Annotated in this window: 18 protein-coding genes and 1 rRNA gene; 8 read left to right on the top strand and 11 right to left on the bottom strand. The window is 60.0% G+C overall.

The genetic code is table 11. From position 1 onward, the window contains the following. Positions 1-249: 249 nt before the first annotated feature. Positions 250-366: ribosomal RNA gene (rrf, locus tag F6V25_RS14185) — 5S ribosomal RNA — on the top strand. Positions 367-524: 158 nt separating this feature from the next. On the opposite strand, the gene F6V25_RS17050 is transcribed toward rrf, so the two are convergent. Continuing rightward, positions 525-683 (bottom strand): hypothetical protein, encoded by a 159-nt coding sequence (locus tag F6V25_RS17050; RefSeq protein WP_191966201.1) that lies wholly within the window; start codon positions 681-683, stop codon positions 525-527. Positions 684-708: 25 nt separating this feature from the next. Then, positions 709-1,776: a threonine aldolase family protein gene (locus tag F6V25_RS14180; RefSeq protein ID WP_151129230.1), complete on the bottom strand. Its 1,068-nt coding sequence runs from the start codon at positions 1,774-1,776 to the stop codon at positions 709-711. A gap of 167 nt (positions 1,777-1,943) precedes the next feature. Between F6V25_RS14180 and F6V25_RS14175 the strand changes: the two genes are divergently transcribed. Together F6V25_RS14175 and F6V25_RS14170 are read left to right on the top strand one after the other, a co-directional pair. Next, positions 1,944-2,825 (top strand): L,D-transpeptidase, encoded by an 882-nt coding sequence (locus tag F6V25_RS14175; RefSeq protein ID WP_151129228.1) that lies wholly within the window; start codon positions 1,944-1,946, stop codon positions 2,823-2,825. Between the two features lie 38 nt (positions 2,826-2,863). Beyond that, complete coding sequence (locus F6V25_RS14170; protein WP_151129226.1) at positions 2,864-3,295, top strand: hypothetical protein; 432 nt, start codon at positions 2,864-2,866, stop codon at positions 3,293-3,295. Here F6V25_RS14170 and hemB read toward each other — a convergent pair whose 3' ends face one another. Beyond that, positions 3,296-4,270, bottom strand: a complete 975-nt coding sequence (gene hemB / locus F6V25_RS14165; RefSeq protein WP_151129225.1) for a porphobilinogen synthase — start codon at positions 4,268-4,270, stop codon at positions 3,296-3,298. Between the two features lie 262 nt (positions 4,271-4,532). Here hemB and F6V25_RS14160 point away from each other — a divergent pair, with 262 nt between their 5' ends. Continuing rightward, positions 4,533-5,768, top strand: coding sequence for an OmpA family protein (locus tag F6V25_RS14160; RefSeq protein ID WP_151129223.1), 1,236 nt, complete (start codon positions 4,533-4,535; stop codon positions 5,766-5,768). A gap of 113 nt (positions 5,769-5,881) precedes the next feature. On the opposite strand, the gene F6V25_RS14155 is transcribed toward F6V25_RS14160, so the two are convergent. From F6V25_RS14155 to F6V25_RS14145, 3 genes are all read right to left on the bottom strand, one after another. Continuing rightward, on the bottom strand, positions 5,882-7,144 hold the full coding sequence (locus tag F6V25_RS14155; RefSeq protein ID WP_151129221.1) for a lactate racemase domain-containing protein: 1,263 nt from the start codon (positions 7,142-7,144) through the stop codon (positions 5,882-5,884). Between the two features lie 144 nt (positions 7,145-7,288). Further along, complete coding sequence (locus F6V25_RS14150; RefSeq protein ID WP_149308891.1) at positions 7,289-7,534, bottom strand: YtxH domain-containing protein; 246 nt, start codon at positions 7,532-7,534, stop codon at positions 7,289-7,291. A gap of 161 nt (positions 7,535-7,695) precedes the next feature. After that, complete coding sequence (locus F6V25_RS14145) at positions 7,696-10,671, bottom strand: NAD-glutamate dehydrogenase domain-containing protein (protein WP_151129219.1); 2,976 nt, start codon at positions 10,669-10,671, stop codon at positions 7,696-7,698. A 217-nt stretch (positions 10,672-10,888) separates the two neighbouring features. Here F6V25_RS14145 and cobO point away from each other — a divergent pair, with 217 nt between their 5' ends. The 3 genes from cobO (at position 10,889) to F6V25_RS14130 (ending at position 12,791) form a co-directional block, all read left to right on the top strand. Next, the gene (gene cobO, locus F6V25_RS14140) at positions 10,889-11,416 is read left to right on the top strand and encodes a cob(I)yrinic acid a,c-diamide adenosyltransferase (protein ID WP_151129217.1); all 528 of its coding nucleotides are present in this window, start codon (positions 10,889-10,891) and stop codon (positions 11,414-11,416) included. Positions 11,417-11,508: 92 nt separating this feature from the next. Next, on the top strand, positions 11,509-11,913 hold the full coding sequence (locus tag F6V25_RS14135) for a cobalamin B12-binding domain-containing protein (protein ID WP_151129215.1): 405 nt from the start codon (positions 11,509-11,511) through the stop codon (positions 11,911-11,913). A 161-nt stretch (positions 11,914-12,074) separates the two neighbouring features. Continuing rightward, positions 12,075-12,791 carry an SDR family oxidoreductase gene (locus F6V25_RS14130; protein ID WP_151129213.1) on the top strand — a complete coding sequence of 239 codons (717 nt, stop codon included), beginning with the start codon at positions 12,075-12,077 and terminating at the stop codon, positions 12,789-12,791. Between the two features lie 219 nt (positions 12,792-13,010). Here the strand turns inward: F6V25_RS14130 and F6V25_RS14125 are convergent, their stop codons facing one another. The 5 genes from F6V25_RS14125 to F6V25_RS14105 all read right to left on the bottom strand — a co-directional run bounded on the left by F6V25_RS14125 (position 13,011) and on the right by F6V25_RS14105 (position 16,183). Beyond that, positions 13,011-13,385 carry a helix-turn-helix domain-containing protein gene (locus tag F6V25_RS14125; protein WP_151129211.1) on the bottom strand — a complete coding sequence of 125 codons (375 nt, stop codon included), beginning with the start codon at positions 13,383-13,385 and terminating at the stop codon, positions 13,011-13,013. Then, positions 13,354-13,632, bottom strand: a complete 279-nt coding sequence (locus tag F6V25_RS14120; protein WP_151129210.1) for a type II toxin-antitoxin system RelE family toxin — start codon at positions 13,630-13,632, stop codon at positions 13,354-13,356. Before F6V25_RS14120 ends, F6V25_RS14125 begins: the two co-directional genes overlap by 32 nt. 196 nt (positions 13,633-13,828) lie before the next feature. Next, the gene (locus F6V25_RS14115; RefSeq protein WP_151129208.1) at positions 13,829-14,626 is read right to left on the bottom strand and encodes a cytochrome c3 family protein; all 798 of its coding nucleotides are present in this window, start codon (positions 14,624-14,626) and stop codon (positions 13,829-13,831) included. A 17-nt stretch (positions 14,627-14,643) separates the two neighbouring features. Beyond that, a complete protein-coding gene (locus F6V25_RS14110; protein ID WP_151129206.1) occupies positions 14,644-15,747 on the bottom strand; it encodes a cytochrome b in 1,104 nt (367 codons plus the stop codon). Between the two features lie 16 nt (positions 15,748-15,763). After that, on the bottom strand, positions 15,764-16,183 hold the full coding sequence (locus F6V25_RS14105) for a QcrA and Rieske domain-containing protein (protein ID WP_151129204.1): 420 nt from the start codon (positions 16,181-16,183) through the stop codon (positions 15,764-15,766). 248 nt (positions 16,184-16,431) lie between these two features. On the opposite strand from F6V25_RS14105, the gene F6V25_RS14100 reads away from it, so the two are divergent. Beyond that, entirely contained in the window at positions 16,432-16,947 is a 516-nt protein-coding gene (locus F6V25_RS14100; protein ID WP_151129203.1) for a MarR family winged helix-turn-helix transcriptional regulator, read from the top strand. Positions 16,948-16,954: the final 7 nt, after the last annotated feature.

Genomic DNA, 16,954 nt, shown 5'->3' with positions numbered 1-16,954 from the left:
AGGCTGGGTGTGTAATCACAGCAATGTGTTTAGCTTACCAGTACTAATCGGCCGTGAGGCTTGACCATAAAAATAAAATACGGTCGGGGGGAAGGTTCTCCTTCCCCCAGGCCGGATATAAATCTGCAAAGCCGTACACACAACCTAAACTAAAAACCACAATGCAATTGATAACGATCTGTGGATCGTGAAAAGTGAGACGTGAATGAAACCATTCACCCTTCACCATCCGCCATCCACAAACGATTTCTCGGTGGCTATGCCGAGGGGGTCACACCCGTTCCCATCTCGAACACGGAAGTTAAGCCCCTCAGGGCCGATGATACTGCACGGGTAGCTGTGTGGGAAAGTAGGTCGCCGCCGGGAATAATTAAAACAACGAGCCCTTCAGATTCTTCTGAAGGGCTCGCTTGCGTTTGGACTCACGGAAATCGGGAAGCGTGAATCGTGAATGGTGAATGGGGCACGGCCAGCTCTTCATTCACGTCTTACTATTCACCATTCACAGAAAAGATATCCCGCCACTAGTAAATGATGATGTAACCGTGGGATTCCGCTATGCTCCGGACCTCGTCCTTATCCTTGAGCGTATAGGTTTTCCCCTCCAGCGTGAAGGTATAGCCGCCGTTGCCGTCCGGCACCGCATCCTCCAGCAGCGCCTCGAATGTCGCCGTCTTGACCATGATCTCCCCTCTCGTGTCCTATATCTTACTGTTCCCCGCAGGCTTGCCGGACCGCTGCGACCAGGTTGCGCACATCCTGCTCCGTGGTCAGCCACGAACACATGAAGCGGGCGCCGCCGGTGCCGATGAAGGAATAGAAGTGCCACCCCGCCGCACGCAGCGCCGTGGTCGCCTGTTCCGGCATCTCCGTAAAGACCGCATTGGCTTGGCATGGGTACATAAGGCGCACGCCGGGGATCCTGGCCAGTTCGTCGGCCAGCAGCCGGGCTTGGCGGTTGGCGTTCTCTGCGTTGCGCAGCCAGGCCCCGCTCTCCAGCATCCCGATCCAGGGGGCGGAGATAAAGCGCATCTTTGAGGCCAGTTGCCCGGCCTGCTTGCAGCGGTACTCGAACTCCTCGGCAAGCAGTCGGTCGAAGAAAACCACCGCTTCGCCGATGGCCATGCCGTTCTTGGCCCCCCCAAGGCAGAGTACATCGACCCCGGCCTTCCAGCTCGTTTCCGCTGGGGTTACGCCCAGGGTTGCCACGGCGTTGGCAAAGCGGGCTCCATCCATGTGGACCCGCAGGCCGTGGGAGTGGGCCAGGTCGCAGGCGGCGCCGATCTCGCCGGGCGTGTAGACGGTACCCAATTCCGTCGACTGGGCCATGCTCAAAACCCGCGGCTTGGGATAGTGGATGTCGCTGCGCCGGGTGATGGCAAGCTCAACCGCATCCAGGTCCAATTTGCCGTTGGTGCCGTTGGTGTGCAGGATCTTTGTGCCGTTGGAAAAGAACTCCGGGGCGCCGCACTCGTCGGTCTCGATGTGGGCCATGTCGTGGCAGACGATGCTATGGTAGGAACGGCACAAGGATGCCAGGGCCAGTGAATTGGCCGCTGTGCCGTTGAAGACGAAGAACACCTGGCAGTCGGTCGCGAACAGGCGGCGGATGCTTTCGCAGGCGCGCTCGGTCCAGGAGTCGTCGCCATAGGAGGAGACATACCCGTGGTTAGCCTCTTCCATGGCGTGCCAGGCCTCCGGGCAGATACCGGCATAGTTGTCGCTGGCGAATTGGTTGAATAACGGTTGCGAGGTGTGCTGGTCGTCCGATGGCATCTCGTCCTCCTATAAACCGCCTGTCTGGTGTACTGATGAAAACTAAATAGCATGGAGAGCCGGCGTGCCGCCAGAGATTTATTGTCCAACAAACAGCAAGGGGTTGAATATCTGGCGGCAAACGAATATTATAAGCATTTTACGTTTCAAGAATGGAAGGATTTCCCATGCATCCCAGCCGAATGCGACTTTCTCACAAGATCGTCCTGGTGTTCATTTTTACCTCCCTGCTGGTGGGGTTCACCGTACTGCGTACCCCCTCCGAAACCAGCGAGCCGGGCGCTTCGCCGGCCGACAAGGCGATGGAGGACCTCTCACGGGTGGAGTACCCCAGTCTCAAGAACATCAAATGGCATCCCCATTTCATCCAGCCGAATCAGACCTTGGAATCGCTCTTTGGAAATGACTGGATTTGGGTAGCGCGCTTCAATCGCATTGACCGGCGCCATGTATATCCCGGCATGACGATCAAGGTACCGGACAACATTGCCGATATCCGTGGCTATACGCCGCTGCCGCGCTTCTACGAACCTGCCCGGAGCCACGACAAATATATCCTTGTGGACCTTACCGAACAGTGGCTGGGCGGCTATGAACACGGGAAACTCGTCATATCCGTTCCGGCCGCCACCGGCAGGGCCGAAGCGCCAACCCCCACGGGGCAGTTCCGCATCAGCGCCCGGGATCAGAACCACACCTCGTCCCTCTACAAGACCCAGAACGATGAGGAACAGTATCCCATGGACAACGCCATGCGCTTTCATGTCGACGAGAAGAGCATCGGCTACTGGATTCATGCCCGGGACCTGCCGGGACGCCCCGCCTCCCACGGCTGTATCGGGCTCTATGACGAGGCGATGCAGAAACGGGTCTTCGGGGCCCCGGACAAGCCGGTGTTGCTGGATTCTGAAAAGGTGTATGCGTGGGCCGTGGGGGAGGCGGATTACGAGGACGACAGCGGCAACCTTGAGGAACTGGAAGATGCGCCGGTGGTCGAGATCCGCGGAGAGTTGCCGCGGTATCTGCCCCAGAGTCCGTTCCGGCGGTAGCACTTTGGCAGAGGATAATCCTGAAAGCGGGGGGTAACATGATGCGGATGATTATTACGGCTTTGGTGTTGTTGGGCCTGGCGACGCCTTCCCTGGCGGCCAAGGTTTATCTGAAGGATGGCGGGGTAATCGGCGCACGGTCGGTCTGGCGTTCCCCGGGCAAGGTTCATGTGCTGGTCAACCGGGATACCCTGACGGAGTATGCGCCGTCCGAGATCGACATGAAGCGGACCTTTCCCACACGGCACCACGTCGTGCGCCGCCACCCCCATGCTGTGATCCCGCATAAGGGAACGGCCGCCGCAGCGCCAATACAGGCGGCCGTACCGCAGAAAAAAAACGGCAAGGGCATTTCGCTGCCGTCGCTGCCGACGAAGCTGCCGGAGATGAGCCCCCCCTCTCTTGGTGGAAAAGAGGAGGGGACCATCAGGAAGCAGAAGAGAGAGATGCAGGAACGGCTGAATGAATAGCTACTTGTTCAACCAGCGGGCCACATCCTTGGCGTGGTAGGTGATGATGATGTCGGCGCCTGCGCGCTTGAATCCGAGCATGGTCTCCATGACAACCCGCTCCTCGTCGATCCAGCCATTCAGAGCGGCGGCCTTTATCATGCTGTACTCCCCGGAGACGTTGTACACCGCCAGGGGCAGGTTGTAGTCGTTGCGCAGGTCCCGCAGGATATCGAGATAGGGGAGGCCGGGCTTGACCATGATGATATCGGCCCCCTCCTCGATGTCCGCCGCCGCCTCGCGCAGCGCCTCGAGCCGGTTGGCCGGATCCATCTGGTAGGAACGGCGGTCGCCGAACTGGGGGGTCGAGTCTGCCGCCTCGCGGAAGGGGCCGTAATACCCCGAGGCGTATTTCACCGCATAGCTCATGATCGGGATTGCATCGTAACCGTTATCGTCCAGGATCTCGCGTATGGCCGCCACCCTGCCGTCCATCATATCCGAAGGCGCCACCATGTCGGCGCCCGCCTGGACATGTGAAAGCGCCTCCTTTGCCAGAAGTTCCAGGGTTGCGTCGTTGTCCACGTCGCCGTCCTTGATGATGCCGCAATGGCCGTGGTCGGTGTATTCGCACATGCACACGTCGGTGATGACCGCCAGCCCCGGCACCTCCTTTTTCAACGCCCGAATCGTCTCCTGGATGATGCCGGTATCCGAGTAGGCATCGCTGCCCACAGCATCCTTGGTCTCCGGGATTCCGAAGAGTATCACCGCCGGGATGCCCAAGGCGTACACCTCGCGGGCCTCCACAACGATATCAGCGATAGACTGCTGATAGATGCCCGGCATGGAGGATATCTCCTTCCGTGGGCCGTTGCCGAATGCTGAAAACATGGGGTAAATGAGATCGTTCACCGACAGGCTCGTCTCGCGGACCATCCTGCGGAATATCTCGCTGCCGCGAATCCTGCGTGCCCTGAACTGGGGGAAAAACATGGTTGCCTCCCTTTCCTCGACAAGATGTATCTGGAAATAATACTGCAACGTCCGGTCATAATGCAAGCAGCACGACTCGTCAACTGGTCCGGCAGCGAAAAATAGTCCTATCCTCCTTGCCATGAGGCGGTTTTGCGTTATAATCAGCAAAAGCGAACGTAGCGGTGCAAAAGATTGAAATTGTCTTTTGTATTGTGTCACGCCGCAGTTAGTGGTAAACAATGTCGTGCTATTATGAATGCTATGAAAGGAGAGTACGTTTATGAGAAAAAGACTTGCATTGGTTGTGGTCGGTTCCATAGCAGCACTTGCAACAGCCGCGTCAGCCGGAAACAAGGAGGGGGCGTTCTCACTCTCCCCCGTGATCGGCGGCTACACCTATGACGGGGTACAGCATCGCGACACCACCCCGGTGTTCGGCGCCCGGCTCGGCTACAACTTCACCAAGGCGTTCGGCGTGGAGGGGCTTTTCGACTATGCGCATACCGAGTCGACCAGGACGGCACAGAAATTCGACATGTACCGCTACGGCGGAGAGTTGCTGTATCATTTCTTCCCGGACAACAACCTGGTCCCCTATGTGGCCGCCGGCTATGCCGGTCTCAACTTCAATGACAACAAGCCGCAGGGCGCCTTTGATTACGGCGCAGGTTTGAAGTACTTCCTCACCGACAACTTTGCCCTGCGTGGCGATGTGCGCCATATCCTCTACAATTTCGAAAGCAAGACCATCAATAACGTCGAGTACACGGTTGGCGCCTACATCCCCTTCGGCGGGACGGCACCGGTCGTAAAGGCGGTTGAGGCCCCGGCACCTGCTCCTGCTCCGACGCCCGAGCCCCCCAAGGCGGTGGAACCTCCGCCGGTAGCCCCGGCTCCTGTCGCACCCACGAGCAGCCTGTCGGTTGCGCCCACGGCCATCACCAAGGGAGAGCCCGCCACCCTGAGCTGGACTTCGCAGAATGCAACCGCCTGCGATATCCAACCCGGCATTGGGGCTGTCCAGCCCCAGGGTTCCATGAGCATCACGCCTGCCGATAACACCGACTACACCCTGACCTGTACCGGCGCAGGCGGTAGCGTCACCAGCGCGGCCAAGGTCGCGGTCACTGCGCCGGTAGTCGTGGCGAAACCGGTTGCCAAGCTGTGCAGCCCCACAACGCTGGGGATCCAGTTCGACACGGCCAAGTCCGACATCAAGCCCAAGTACCATGACGAGCTGAAAAAAGTGGGTGATTTCCTCACCGAGAACCCGGGTGCCAAGGGTGTCATCGAAGGACACACCGACAACGTCGGCTCCCAGAAGATGAATATGGACCTCTCCCAGCGCCGCGCCGAGAGCGTGAGATCGTACATCATCAAGAACTTCGGCATTGCGCCGGAGCGGATCAGCGCCAAGGGGTACGGCCCCACCAAGCCGGTTGCCAGCAACAAAACCGCCGCCGGCAAGCAGAAGAACCGCCGCATCGACGCAAACTTCACCTGCGACGGCAAGTGATCCCGTAGTCTGCGGCCCTAACCTAGCCGCGGTATGAACGCACAAACGCCCTTCCGGATTATCCCGGAAGGGCGTTTGTGCGTTTGCGGGTTGTTGTGGAACGGCGGGAGGGATCAGGGCGCCGCCACCGGCAGTACGCTTCCGCCATCGGGCATGACCAGGGCCTGCCATCGGGGCGGCAGCAGGGCTCCGGCCTTTTCCATGGCTGCTGCAAGCGAGGGGGCGGGGGCCATGCCCATCTCCCTGACTTGGTGGTCCGGGAACCGGGATACCAGGATGATGGTGAAGCGCTGCGCCTTCTGTAGCAGGGAATAGGCGGTCTGGCCGTTGATCTCGTACTGCTCTCTGAGGGCGGCCTCGAACCGGTCAAGAGTGCGATGCCGGAACCAGTCGAAGAACGTGGCATTGCCGAAACCGTCCCGGCACTCGGCCAGGAGGATCATCACGCCCCCGGGTTTGAGGGCCTGGGAGGCGTACTCCATGGATTTGTGCGCCTGGATGAGGTTGATGTCCTTGGGAAAGCCGCCGCAGGAAACGACGACCAGATCGGCCTTGGCCGCCACCGGGTAGGAAAACAACTCCCGGTAGGAGCGGCATCCCCGTTCGTGGGCTTCGCGCCACTGCCCGGCAAAGGCGGCAAGGATGCGCTTGTCCGGGGAGAGGACCGTGTTCAGGAGCAGGTCCGGTTCGACCATGGCGCAGGCCTCGACCATGGCTTGGTGCACCGGGTTCCCCTCCAGGTTGCCGGTGGTGGCCAGCGGGTTCTTGCCGCTGCCCGGCTGGGGGTTGAGTACGCAGAAGTGGCTCGCCATGCAGGCCTGACGGCTGGCGATGCCGGGCAGGATCGCCTTGCGCCCCCCGCCGAACCCGGCGAAGTAATGAAAGCCGATCACCCCGGTCAGAATGAGCCGGTCGGCCTCCACAGCCCGGCGGTTGAGGCTGACCTCGATGTTGGCGGAGGTCTTCCCCACCGTGACCAGTCCGGCGCGGTCGTCGCAGTCGTGGTCGCTGACCCTGATGCGGCCATGGAGCGGGCCCAGAATCTTTTCATGCTCATGGGTGGTCTGTTTGCGATGGATGCCGAGGGCGATCAGGATCTCGATGTTGCGGTCCGGTATCCCCTGGCGGTTGAGCCGTTCCACCAGCAGGGGGAGGTAAACCTCGCTGCCGGTGTAGCGGGTGATGTCGGACGTAATGATGACGACCCGATCTCCCGGCGCAAAGTCCGCGAACATGGGTTCGCAATCGTCGAGCGCCCCGGAGATGACCTCTTCGGGGGATTGGGAGGAGGGGGGGATGGTTGGCTCGATGACGCCGGCCAGGCGCTCCGGTGGGAGCTGGAACGGAAACGAGGTTGATCCGTATTTGAGGTCCACTGATGTGCCTCCTTTGCCCCCCATAATCAAACAGGGATGAACGGGACGAGGGGGATGCGCAAACATCCTGTCTATCCAGTCCATCCCTGTAAAAAGGATTTTCCTCTGGTTATCTCCCTGGCAAGCATGCCGGAAAGGGATCGCTTAGATCCAGGCGTCGCCGCCGTCGTACTGGAAGTCCCCGTTCTTTGCCTTGGGTGACACCTTGAATTTCGCTTCCCGGGCGAGGCGCCGCATCTTCTCGGCAGCGTTTTCCCCCAGGTCGGTCAGTTTCTCCCGCACCTCGCGGCCCGGTTTCGGGGTCAGGAGAAGCGCGGCGGCAGCGCCGATGACGGCGCCGGAGACAAAGGCAATGACTGCTGCTGCGGCATTATCGTTAGTGGTTGACATGGCAGGCTCCTTTATCGCGTGGCAATCGTGATGGGTAAAATCGTCAATGGATCGACTCCATATCTAGCACAGCAGGCGCTGCAACATAAAGCAAAATTTTCCCGGGCCATAAAATGCCTACCTTCGGCGCCTCTCCTCCCGGTTCTTTTGGGGGACGGTCTTTACAGCGTTCGCGCCAGGTGCCTTCTCACCATCTCCTCGAAATCCGTATCGCGGTTGCCGGTGTAGACCAGGGACGAGCCGATCTCGGCGGCGAGGATCGCACAGAGATATTTGCGGGGCAGGTTCCTGATGCGCTTCCGAAAGGCCGGCGTCTCCCGCAGGAGTCGGGGCAGGTGGTTGAGGATCGCCTTCCGGAAGGGCGGTTGCAGGCAGAGTTCCGGCCGGGCGGAGAAAAAGTCGAACAGCCGGGTGTAGAAACTGTTGATGTTCAGGCTGATGGTGTCGGAAATCTCGGTGTACAGCAGGCTGTCGCCGGACTCGCGCCGCCGCCGCAGGATCAGGCGCGCCTCGTCCTCGGTCCGTTTTTCCAGGATGGCCAGCACGTCTTTGACGTACGCCTCCTTGTTTTCCAGGAACTCCTCTTCGGACAGGAGCAGGTTGGCGATGATCTCGTAGGAGGAGGAGATGACGCCGCACTTGTTGGCCGCAGCATCGCGCATGATCACCACCCCGTTCTTCTGGAGGCTGGTCCGGGCCTCGGGGGTGATGAAGGAGTTGGCCCCCTCCACGATCACCCGGGACGAAGGCGCCCCCGTTGCGTCGAGGAAGGTACGCCAGTTCTGGCCGTCGATGGTCTCGGGCCGCCCCCCGGCGGGGATGAAGAGATCTGCCTTTACCGTGAAGACGAGGCTGTTGTACTCGCGGTAGAAGTCGTCCACCTCCAGCCATTCCTCCACGAGGCCGCCCATTGTCCTGGTTACCTTGCGGTGGGTCTCCTTGAGCCCCTCGATCCGCCGGCCGGTACGGTAGATGATGAAGCCACCTTCTCCCAGGGCGTCCGGGTTGAAGGCGTCCAGATCGTGGGCCAGCACGATGCGCCGCAGTTCCCCGCGGTCGATGCCGCTGGGGTCGTACAGGGCGGCGGTGCCGTCGAGGATCAGGCGCACCTGCATGAGCGGGCAGCGTTCCAGCATGATGCGCAGGGCGTTTCCGGCCACGTCCCCGTTGGGTCCCCCGGTCATCTTGAGGGAGAAAGCGTCCTTGTAGATATGGATGCCGGCCGCTTCGGCCATGGTGATCTCGGCGAATTTGACCACGCCGGTGGAGGTGACGCCGTATTCCTTGTGGTTGATGCCGATCCGCTTGCTGGACATGATGCCGATGCCGAGCATGTACCCCCGTTTTTTCGACAGGTTGGCTATGGCCTCGATCATGCCGTCGTGCATATTCTCGTCCGGCCCGATCTCGATCGGCTCATCGTCGCCGTAGTAGTCAACCACCCGCGGGTCCCGGGCCCGGCCGCGGTCGGTCACGAAGATGTCCAGGAAGGCGTTGGCGATGCCGTATTGCAGCTTGTAAAGACGGCAGTTCTCCGCCTCGCCCCCCGCCTGATCCAGGTCCGAGGCGTCCAGCACCAGGGTCATCTTTGAACCGCCCTCGTAGATGTCCTTGTTCTTGAAGTGTTGGGTGTTGGCCAGGACGTACACCTCGCGGAAGAGGGTATTGGCGGCGGTGGTGTAGTCGTCGGCGCTCCGGGCGATGACCGTGCGCCATCCCCCCCGGGCGATATCCGAGAACCCCACGTGGTAGCCGGTGCCGAAACGGCTGAAGAAAAACGTCACCCGGAAGGGGAGGGTCTCGGGCAGGTCGGCGGTGAACTCGCGCCCCAACTCGCGCAGGTAGGCGGGGTCGAGGCGGAAGGCCAGGGCCTGCTTGGCCACTACGAAGAAGTTGGTCTTGAGGGTGTGGGTGACCAGCAGCAGGCAGCAGCGGTAGACGGCCCGGCGTATGTCGTCCAGCCAGCGGTGGCCGGTGTTGTACTCCTCGGCCGCCAACCGGGTCTCGGTCAGGAGGTTGCCGTAGACCGCCTCCCGCCCCGCCAGGTCAGGGTCGAAGCGCGCCCTGAACAGGCTGATGAACCTCTGGGCCATCTCGGGATGGTCGTAGAAGGCCTTCTGCACATCCTCCAGGCCGAACCGGTCGGGCTGGCTGTGGGCCAGGCTGGTGTGGCAGAAGGCGATGCAGGCGTTGACCAGGGCCGCGTCCTCGCCCGACATCTGCCCCTCGGTGACATAATCCCGGTAGGCGGGCGAGGAGGTGGCGATGATCTGGGTGGTGCACAACTCGCGGGTCAGGCGCGCCGCCAGTTCGCTCTCCGGCGCTAGGATCTCCCCCTGGCGGTTGATGACGAAAAAGGCCCCCAGGAAGTACGGATGGATACCGTTGGAGATGGTGTGGCAATAGGCCCGGCGGATACCGATATCCAGGCGGTTGAAGATTTCCAGCACCTGGAGCAGGAATTCATTCTGGGGCGGGTTGCCCACGGCGAACAGCACCCGCGTTTCCGGGCGGTCTTCGCGCATGACCTCTCTGATGTCCAAAAACAGGCCGCCCGCAGCGTTGCCCCGTTCAAAGAGCCAGATCAGCCAGGCCAGCCGCGATGGCGGCGTCATGCGGACAAAATCCTCGTCATTGAGCCAGAGTATCTTCAGCAGGTGGTCGAGCTTTTTCGGGTCGAACTCCGGAAAGGAGCAGCGCAGCTCGGCGCGGATCTTACGCGTCAACGCGGGGGGAATTGCCACCTGCCTGTTCAGGTCGATCTCGTGGTTCTGGCGGCGGTCGAACTCGAAACGCTGCACCTCCAGCTCATTTTCCATGGCGGGCATGGGCGCATTGGAATGGGAGAACATGGCATAGGAAATCTCCTGCTCTCCCACCCGGCGCAAGGTCTCGTAGAGGGAGCCGGGCTGATTGACGCAGGCGATCACCAGGCGTTTCTCCCGGTCCGTCAGGATCAGGCTGCGGTTGTCGCGCAAACGGCCCATCTCGCGGGCCAGCAGTGTCAACGCCTCTTGCTCGTCGGCCATGGCTTGAAAGAAGTAGGGGCTCATGTGCCGCTGGAGCCAATCGGCGTTTTGTACGGTGATTTCACGCTCGGCCCTGGCCGAATGGCGGATAAGGGAAGGAAGGTTCATCGGATTGCTCCTGACGTGTGGATTGGTGGTCTGTGCCCCATAGTATACCGTCTCTCCGCCGCTCCGCAATGCCTCGCTCGCAATTTGCCGCGGCAATCCTTTGCTTGACCGCGCTCGGCCAAATTGCTATAGTCAAACACCGTTGTTTTATTCTGCTGTAATCGCCAGGAACCCAACATCGACAGGGGGTTGGCGGGATTCGGACCGGGAGCGGCGCATGACGTTGGAGCGGGGTTGCATACAGGTGTACACCGGCAACGGCAAGGGGAAGACCACCGCGGCTCTCGGCTTGGCCCTGCGTGCCATAGGCCGCGGGCTCAAGGTGTGCGTCTTCCAGTTCATCAAAGGGGGCGGCCCCTACGGTGAGCATCTGATCGCCGGCAAGCTGGCCCCATTGTTCACCATCATTCAGACCGGCCGGCCCGGCTGGGTCAATACCAAGGACATCACCGAGGACCGCCAGGTGGCCCAGGAAGCCTTGGAACGGGCCAAGGGCATCCTCGCCTCGGGCGAGTACGATCTGGTGGTTCTGGACGAGATCAACGGCGCCGTGGGGTTCGGGCTGGTGGATGTGGATCAGGTGCTGGAACTCATCGGCCTCAAGCCGGAAAAGACCGAACTGGTCCTGACCGGTCGCAACGCCCATGAACGGGTGATCGAAGCAGCCGACCTGGTGACCGAGATGCGCGAGATCAAGCATTACTATAAGGCCGGGGTACCGGCCCGCACGGGAATAGAGATGTGACGGCTCTCAAACTTCACGCGCCTGCCAGCTGGAGCTTTTTGCGAATTCGTTAACAGGGTTCTGATATAAATTTCAAGTCGGAGGTACCTTTCATGGCTTCAAGAACATTACGCGTGCTTGTGGGCAAACCGGGGCTGGACGGTCACGACCGGGGGGCGAAGATCATTGCCCGCGCCTTCCGCGACGCCGGTTTCGAGGTCATCTACACCGGCCTGCACCAGACGCCGGAGCAGATCGTCTCGGCCGCCATCCAGGAGGACGTGGACTGCGTCGGCCTGTCGATCCTGTCCGGGGCCCATAACACCCTCCTGCCCCGTATCTGCCAGCTCTTCAAGGAGAAGAGCGCCGACGACATCAAGGTCTTCGGCGGCGGCGTCATCCCCGAGGACGACATCCCCGGCCTCAAGGCGGCCGGCATCTGCGAGATCTTCACTCCCGGCACCTCCACGGACGACATCGTCTCTTGGGTGAAGGACAACGTCATACCGCGAGCATAGCGGCCGTCGGTTCTTTATGTATGAAAAAACCGCCCAGGATTTACCGGGGCGGTTTTTTTGTCGAATGAGGAACGCGAATGTCACTTGATGTTGCCGCAAAAGACTATTATAGTCTTATTATGATGCAGCATCGACTCCCTTATGCATGAACGGAGAAAGCCATGAAACTCGAAAACAAAACCATTCTGGTAACCGGATCGAATAGAGGCATTGGCAAGGCCTTGGTTGCAGCGTTGCTCAAACACCCGGTCACGAGGATCTATGCGGCGGCCCGCAAGACCGAAGACATCCCGGCATTCGGCGATAGCCGCGTGGTGCCGCTGAAGCTGGACATTACCGACCTGGACCTCGTCCAACAGGCCGTCGGCCTGGCGCAGGATGTGGACGTCCTCATCAACAATGCCGGCGTTGCCGCATTCTCGTCCGTTGTCACAGGCGATCCCGACGCGCTGAAACACGATCTGGAAGTGAACTACCTGGGCACGCTCAACATGGTCCGCGCCTTTGCGCCGGTACTGGAGAAGAAAGGCGGCGGCGCCATTGCCAATGTCATATCCGTTCTCGGCCTCGCAAGCATGTCCGCCGTAGGCGGCTACAGCGCTTCAAAGGCGGCGCTCTTTTCCGCAACCCAGGCGATGCGTGGGGAATTGAAGGCCAAGGGCATCTTTGTCCACGGCATCTTCCCGGGGCCGATCGATACCGACATGTCCCGCGACTTCGACATGCCGAAGGCCAGCACGCAGGAAACGGCGGAGAACATTGTCAAAGGTATCTTGGCGGACCAGGAGGATATCTTTCCCGATCCCATGTCCGCGCAGGTGGGCGAATTGTGGGCGAAAGACCCTAAAGGCCTTGAGCGCCAGTTCTCAGGCATGTAATTGGGGGCTGGTTCATACACAGCAAAACCGCCCAGGATCACCGGGGCGGTTTTGTTGTTCGAATAGACAAAGGTTGTATCAGGCTGCTTTGCGGGCAAGGCCCTCCGCGATGTAGGTTGCGGCAAGGGTGTTGATGCTGACGCCCTCGCTCTAATTTCATTCGGCTACCCTAGGAAAATACAGGGCCGCCATAACTATTTATCATTCGTCTTTTGTAAACTAGAGAAATGTTCGATAATCGACGTTCAGCACGGCCGCCAATTTTTTGGCTGTTTCCTTGCCAATAGAGCGTTTGCCGTTTTCCATCTCGCTGATATGATGCTGGGCAATGCCGGTCAGTTCGGCAAGCTGCTTCTGTGTCAGCCCTTCCTTGCCGCGACCGCCACGGATAGAAACACCGCCACTGTTCCAGGCCATCTCTGGAAACACCTCTTCAATGGTATAGAAATCCTTTTCTTCCAACTCCCATTCGGTTATGTCCTTCACTTTCAGAGTTTGTGCCATGCGGCGCAACTTGATCACGTTTTCCGGGGTTCCCCTGAAACGGACTTCCACCTGCTTTTCAATAGGGCGCTTTTTCGTGAGTGCCTGCATATATGACCTCCACCAGTTTTACGTGTCCTTTGTCCTCACGCCATACGGCAACGTATGTCGGACGACCTTTTTTGATATGGCAATGATGCTCGGTATCCGACAGCTTGGAATAGTTCGGCCAATTGCCCCGAACCGGACCTGACACCATGATCTCTTTCAACAACAGCTTGAGGTTGTCCTGAACACTCTCTGGCAGCTTCTTTGCCTGCTTTGCTGCCTTGTTTGTGAGATGCACGGTCCACATCATAATTCAATTTATCCCATTTATTGGTATATTGTCAATATCATGCGACCTTTTTTTAACCAAATCCCGGTTGTAGCAATGTAAAAGGGCGAGGCCGCACCTGCGCCTCGCCCCCCATTATTTTTCCTCAAAAGCTCCCACAGAAACTGAAAGCCGATCCGACCTATTATGTCTCAACTCCCCGGCCCCCCTCAATCATCTAATCAAACGTCTTCCTCAGCAGATGGGCGAACAACGCCAACAGCAACATGGCCGAAACGACGACCGCCCCGGCGATCTTCCGCTTCTGGCGCGAATCGTCCAGGGCCGCGAGCTGGTCCTGGATCTTCTTCAGGTCTGCCTGTATCCCGGCCGACTCTTTCTTCACCATCCCCACGTCCACGTTGTGGAACAGGGTGTGGAAGCGGTTGCGCACAGCGAATAACCCCTTCTCCAGGCTCTCCGTATCGGTCCCTTGCACCTTGTAGGCCGCGATCCTCTTGTCGATGGCGACGATCATGGCCTCGGTTTCCTGCATGGCAGCACGGATCACCTTGGCCCGCTCGTAGCTGTGGCACTGGCTGCACCGTTTTTCGTTGATGATATCCAGCGATGCCTTGACCACCAGATGGTTGGAGTGGCAGGTGACGCAGGTCGGACCCCCCTTGCCCAAGGCCTTGCCGTGGGCGCTGGCCAGGTAGTCCTTCAACACCCCCACGTGACAGCGGCCGCAGAAGGCCGGGATGGCCGCTTCCTTGGGCGCGCCCAGGAAGCCGCGGGCCGGGCTCATGGCGTTGGCCGCATCCTTGGGGTCGCCGCCGTGGCAGGCGTTGCAGGCGATGCCGTTTTCCGCATGGATGCTCCCCTTCCAGAGCTTGACCGGCTCCCCGATCTTGCCCGGCATGGCGCCGTGGCACTGGATGCAGACGATCTCCTGCGGTTCCGCGGCGAATGAGGCCAAAGGCCACAGAACGGCCAGGGGTAAGAGCAGGACGAGCAGGCTTCCCAACAGGTTCATGACAGTCTCCCGGTATCTCATGAGTAGTGCCCCCAGACGCTCAGCCCGACCCAGAGCAGGATCCCCCCCACGGCGCAGATCATGAACAATGGCCGTTTCAGGGGGTGGCGCTCCCTGGTCCGGTCGATGAAGGGGAGCAGGGCCAGGAAGGTCATGGCGGCCCCCTGCACCGACAGGCCGATGAACTCGTTGGGGAAGATCTTCAAGGTCTGGTAGTTGGCCAGAAAGTACCATTCCGGCTTGATGTGGGCCGGGGTCTGGAGCGGGTTGGCCGGGAGAAATGAATCGCTGGTGAAGAACAGGTTGGGGGCGAAGAACACCACCGCCAGGAAGCAGGCCAGGTAGATGAAGATGGAGCGCAGGTCTTCCAGGGCATAGTTGGGGAAAAACGGGATGCCCCCCGGATGGCTCTCGTAGCGGTAGCCGTCCCCCTGCCATTGGTTGGCGGTCTCCTTCTGCCCGAAAGGGGGTGTGGAGACGCCCGTGCGTTGCAGGAAGAACAGGTGGGCGCCGACCACGGCCGCCATCCCCAACGGGATGAGCGCCACGTGCAGGGCGAAGAAACGCCCCAGGGTCGGCGGGCCGACCAGTTTGCTCCCCCGCAGGAACTCCACCAGGTACGGCCCCGCCACCGGGATGGCGTTGGCGCTGTTGGTGGCCACGGTGGTGGCCCAGAAGGAGAGTTGGCTCCAGGGGAGCAGGTAGCCGGTCAGAGAGATCCCCTGGACCAGGGTGAACAGGATGAAGCCGGTGAGCCAGTTGAACTCCCGCGGGCTCTTGTAGCTGTTCATGAAGAGCACGGACAACATGTGGAGGAAGAGCACCAGCACCATCATGTTGGAGCCGATGGCGTGGCAGGTGCGGATGAGCCAGCCGAAGGGAACCTCGTTCATGATGAAGGATACGCTCTTGAACGCCTTGTCCGCATCCGGCACATAGTAGATCAACAGCAGGATGCCGGTGACCACCTGCATGGCGAAGATGAAGAGCAGGATGCTCCCCATGGAATACCAGGCGTTGATGTTGCGGGGCAGGAGGTAGCCGGTCAGTTCCTTCGCCACTATCTCCCGGGCGCCGATGCGCACGTCGATCCAATCAATAAGCCGTTTGAAGAGAGCCATGCAGCCTCCTGGTATTTCAGCCGACGGTGATGACGCCGTTGGCGACGCTAAAGGGAAGTTTTGCGAGCGGTTTGGGTGGGGGGCCGGCGGTGACCACTCCGTCGGGGGTATAATGGCCGCCGTGGCAGGGGCAGAGGAAGTCCTGCTTGTCCTTCTCCCACTGCACGATGCACCCCAGGTGGGTGCAGACGGCGGAGAGGGCGATCAGGCCGCCGCCCCGTTTGCGCACCAGAACCGCCGACGCGCCGTTGAATTCGAAGAATTTTGCCTCACCTTCCGGGATCTCCTTCTCCGGGATATCGACCCTGGCGGCCGTGGCCCTGGTGGAGCGGGGCGCCAGATAGCGGTACACCGGCCAGACGGTCACGGCGGCAACGGCCGCCGCCAGTCCGCCCAGGCACACTCCCAGGAATGTTCTCCTGCCGTTATGTTCCATTAGATTCCTCCCGAGTGAGACGTGGATGATTACTTATAGCAACCCTGTCGTTTTTTTCAAGGCGAGAGTTTCGGCGCCGGCCCGATTTTGCCGCCGGGTTGGTGCCGTTGCGGAGGGCGCGTGAAATTGTTTACACAAAATTGCATGCCGGGCAATTTACAATTGTCGCTCAAATTTGTTTATGCTAGAATTATTTATATTAAAATTATTGCACTGGTAATTGTTTTTCTACGAAGGAAGGGAGAGGTATGACCAAAAGTGCCAAAGTGGCAGAGATCATTAATAATATCCGCAGGGTATTTCAGGTTTTCAACGACTATTCCAAAAAGGCCAAACGGGAAACCGGCCTGACCGGTCCCCAACTCTGGGCGATCAAGATGATTGCAGAGAATGCGCCGGTCAAGGTATCGGATCTGGCGCGGCTCATGTTCGTCCAGCCGGCCACGGTCGTGGGCATCCTCGACCGTCTCGAAAGAAAGGGGCTGGCAGAGCGGACCCGGTCGCGGGAAGACCGCCGGGTGGTAACCATCGAGTTGACCAAGGCCGGCAAGGATCTGGTCGTAGAGGCCCCGGAGGTCGTCCAGGGGCATCTGGTCAAGGGGCTGGAAACCCTGTCCGCGCACAAGCTCCTGCTTATTGAAGACGGCATGGAACAACTGGTGAAAATACTCGGCGCCCAGGAAATCCCCCCCAGGTTGATCCTGGCGCGGGAAGAGGAACTGGCCCAGGCGAAGAAGGCAGAGAAAAAAGAAGATAAGAGTTAACGACAGG

Origin of the sequence: Oryzomonas japonica (assembly GCF_008802365.1) — a bacterium.
Taxonomy (GTDB): domain Bacteria; phylum Desulfobacterota; class Desulfuromonadia; order Geobacterales; family Pseudopelobacteraceae; genus Oryzomonas; species Oryzomonas japonica.
The sequence above is the reverse complement of the archived record's forward strand: the minus strand, read 5'-3'. Positions and strand labels throughout refer to the sequence as shown.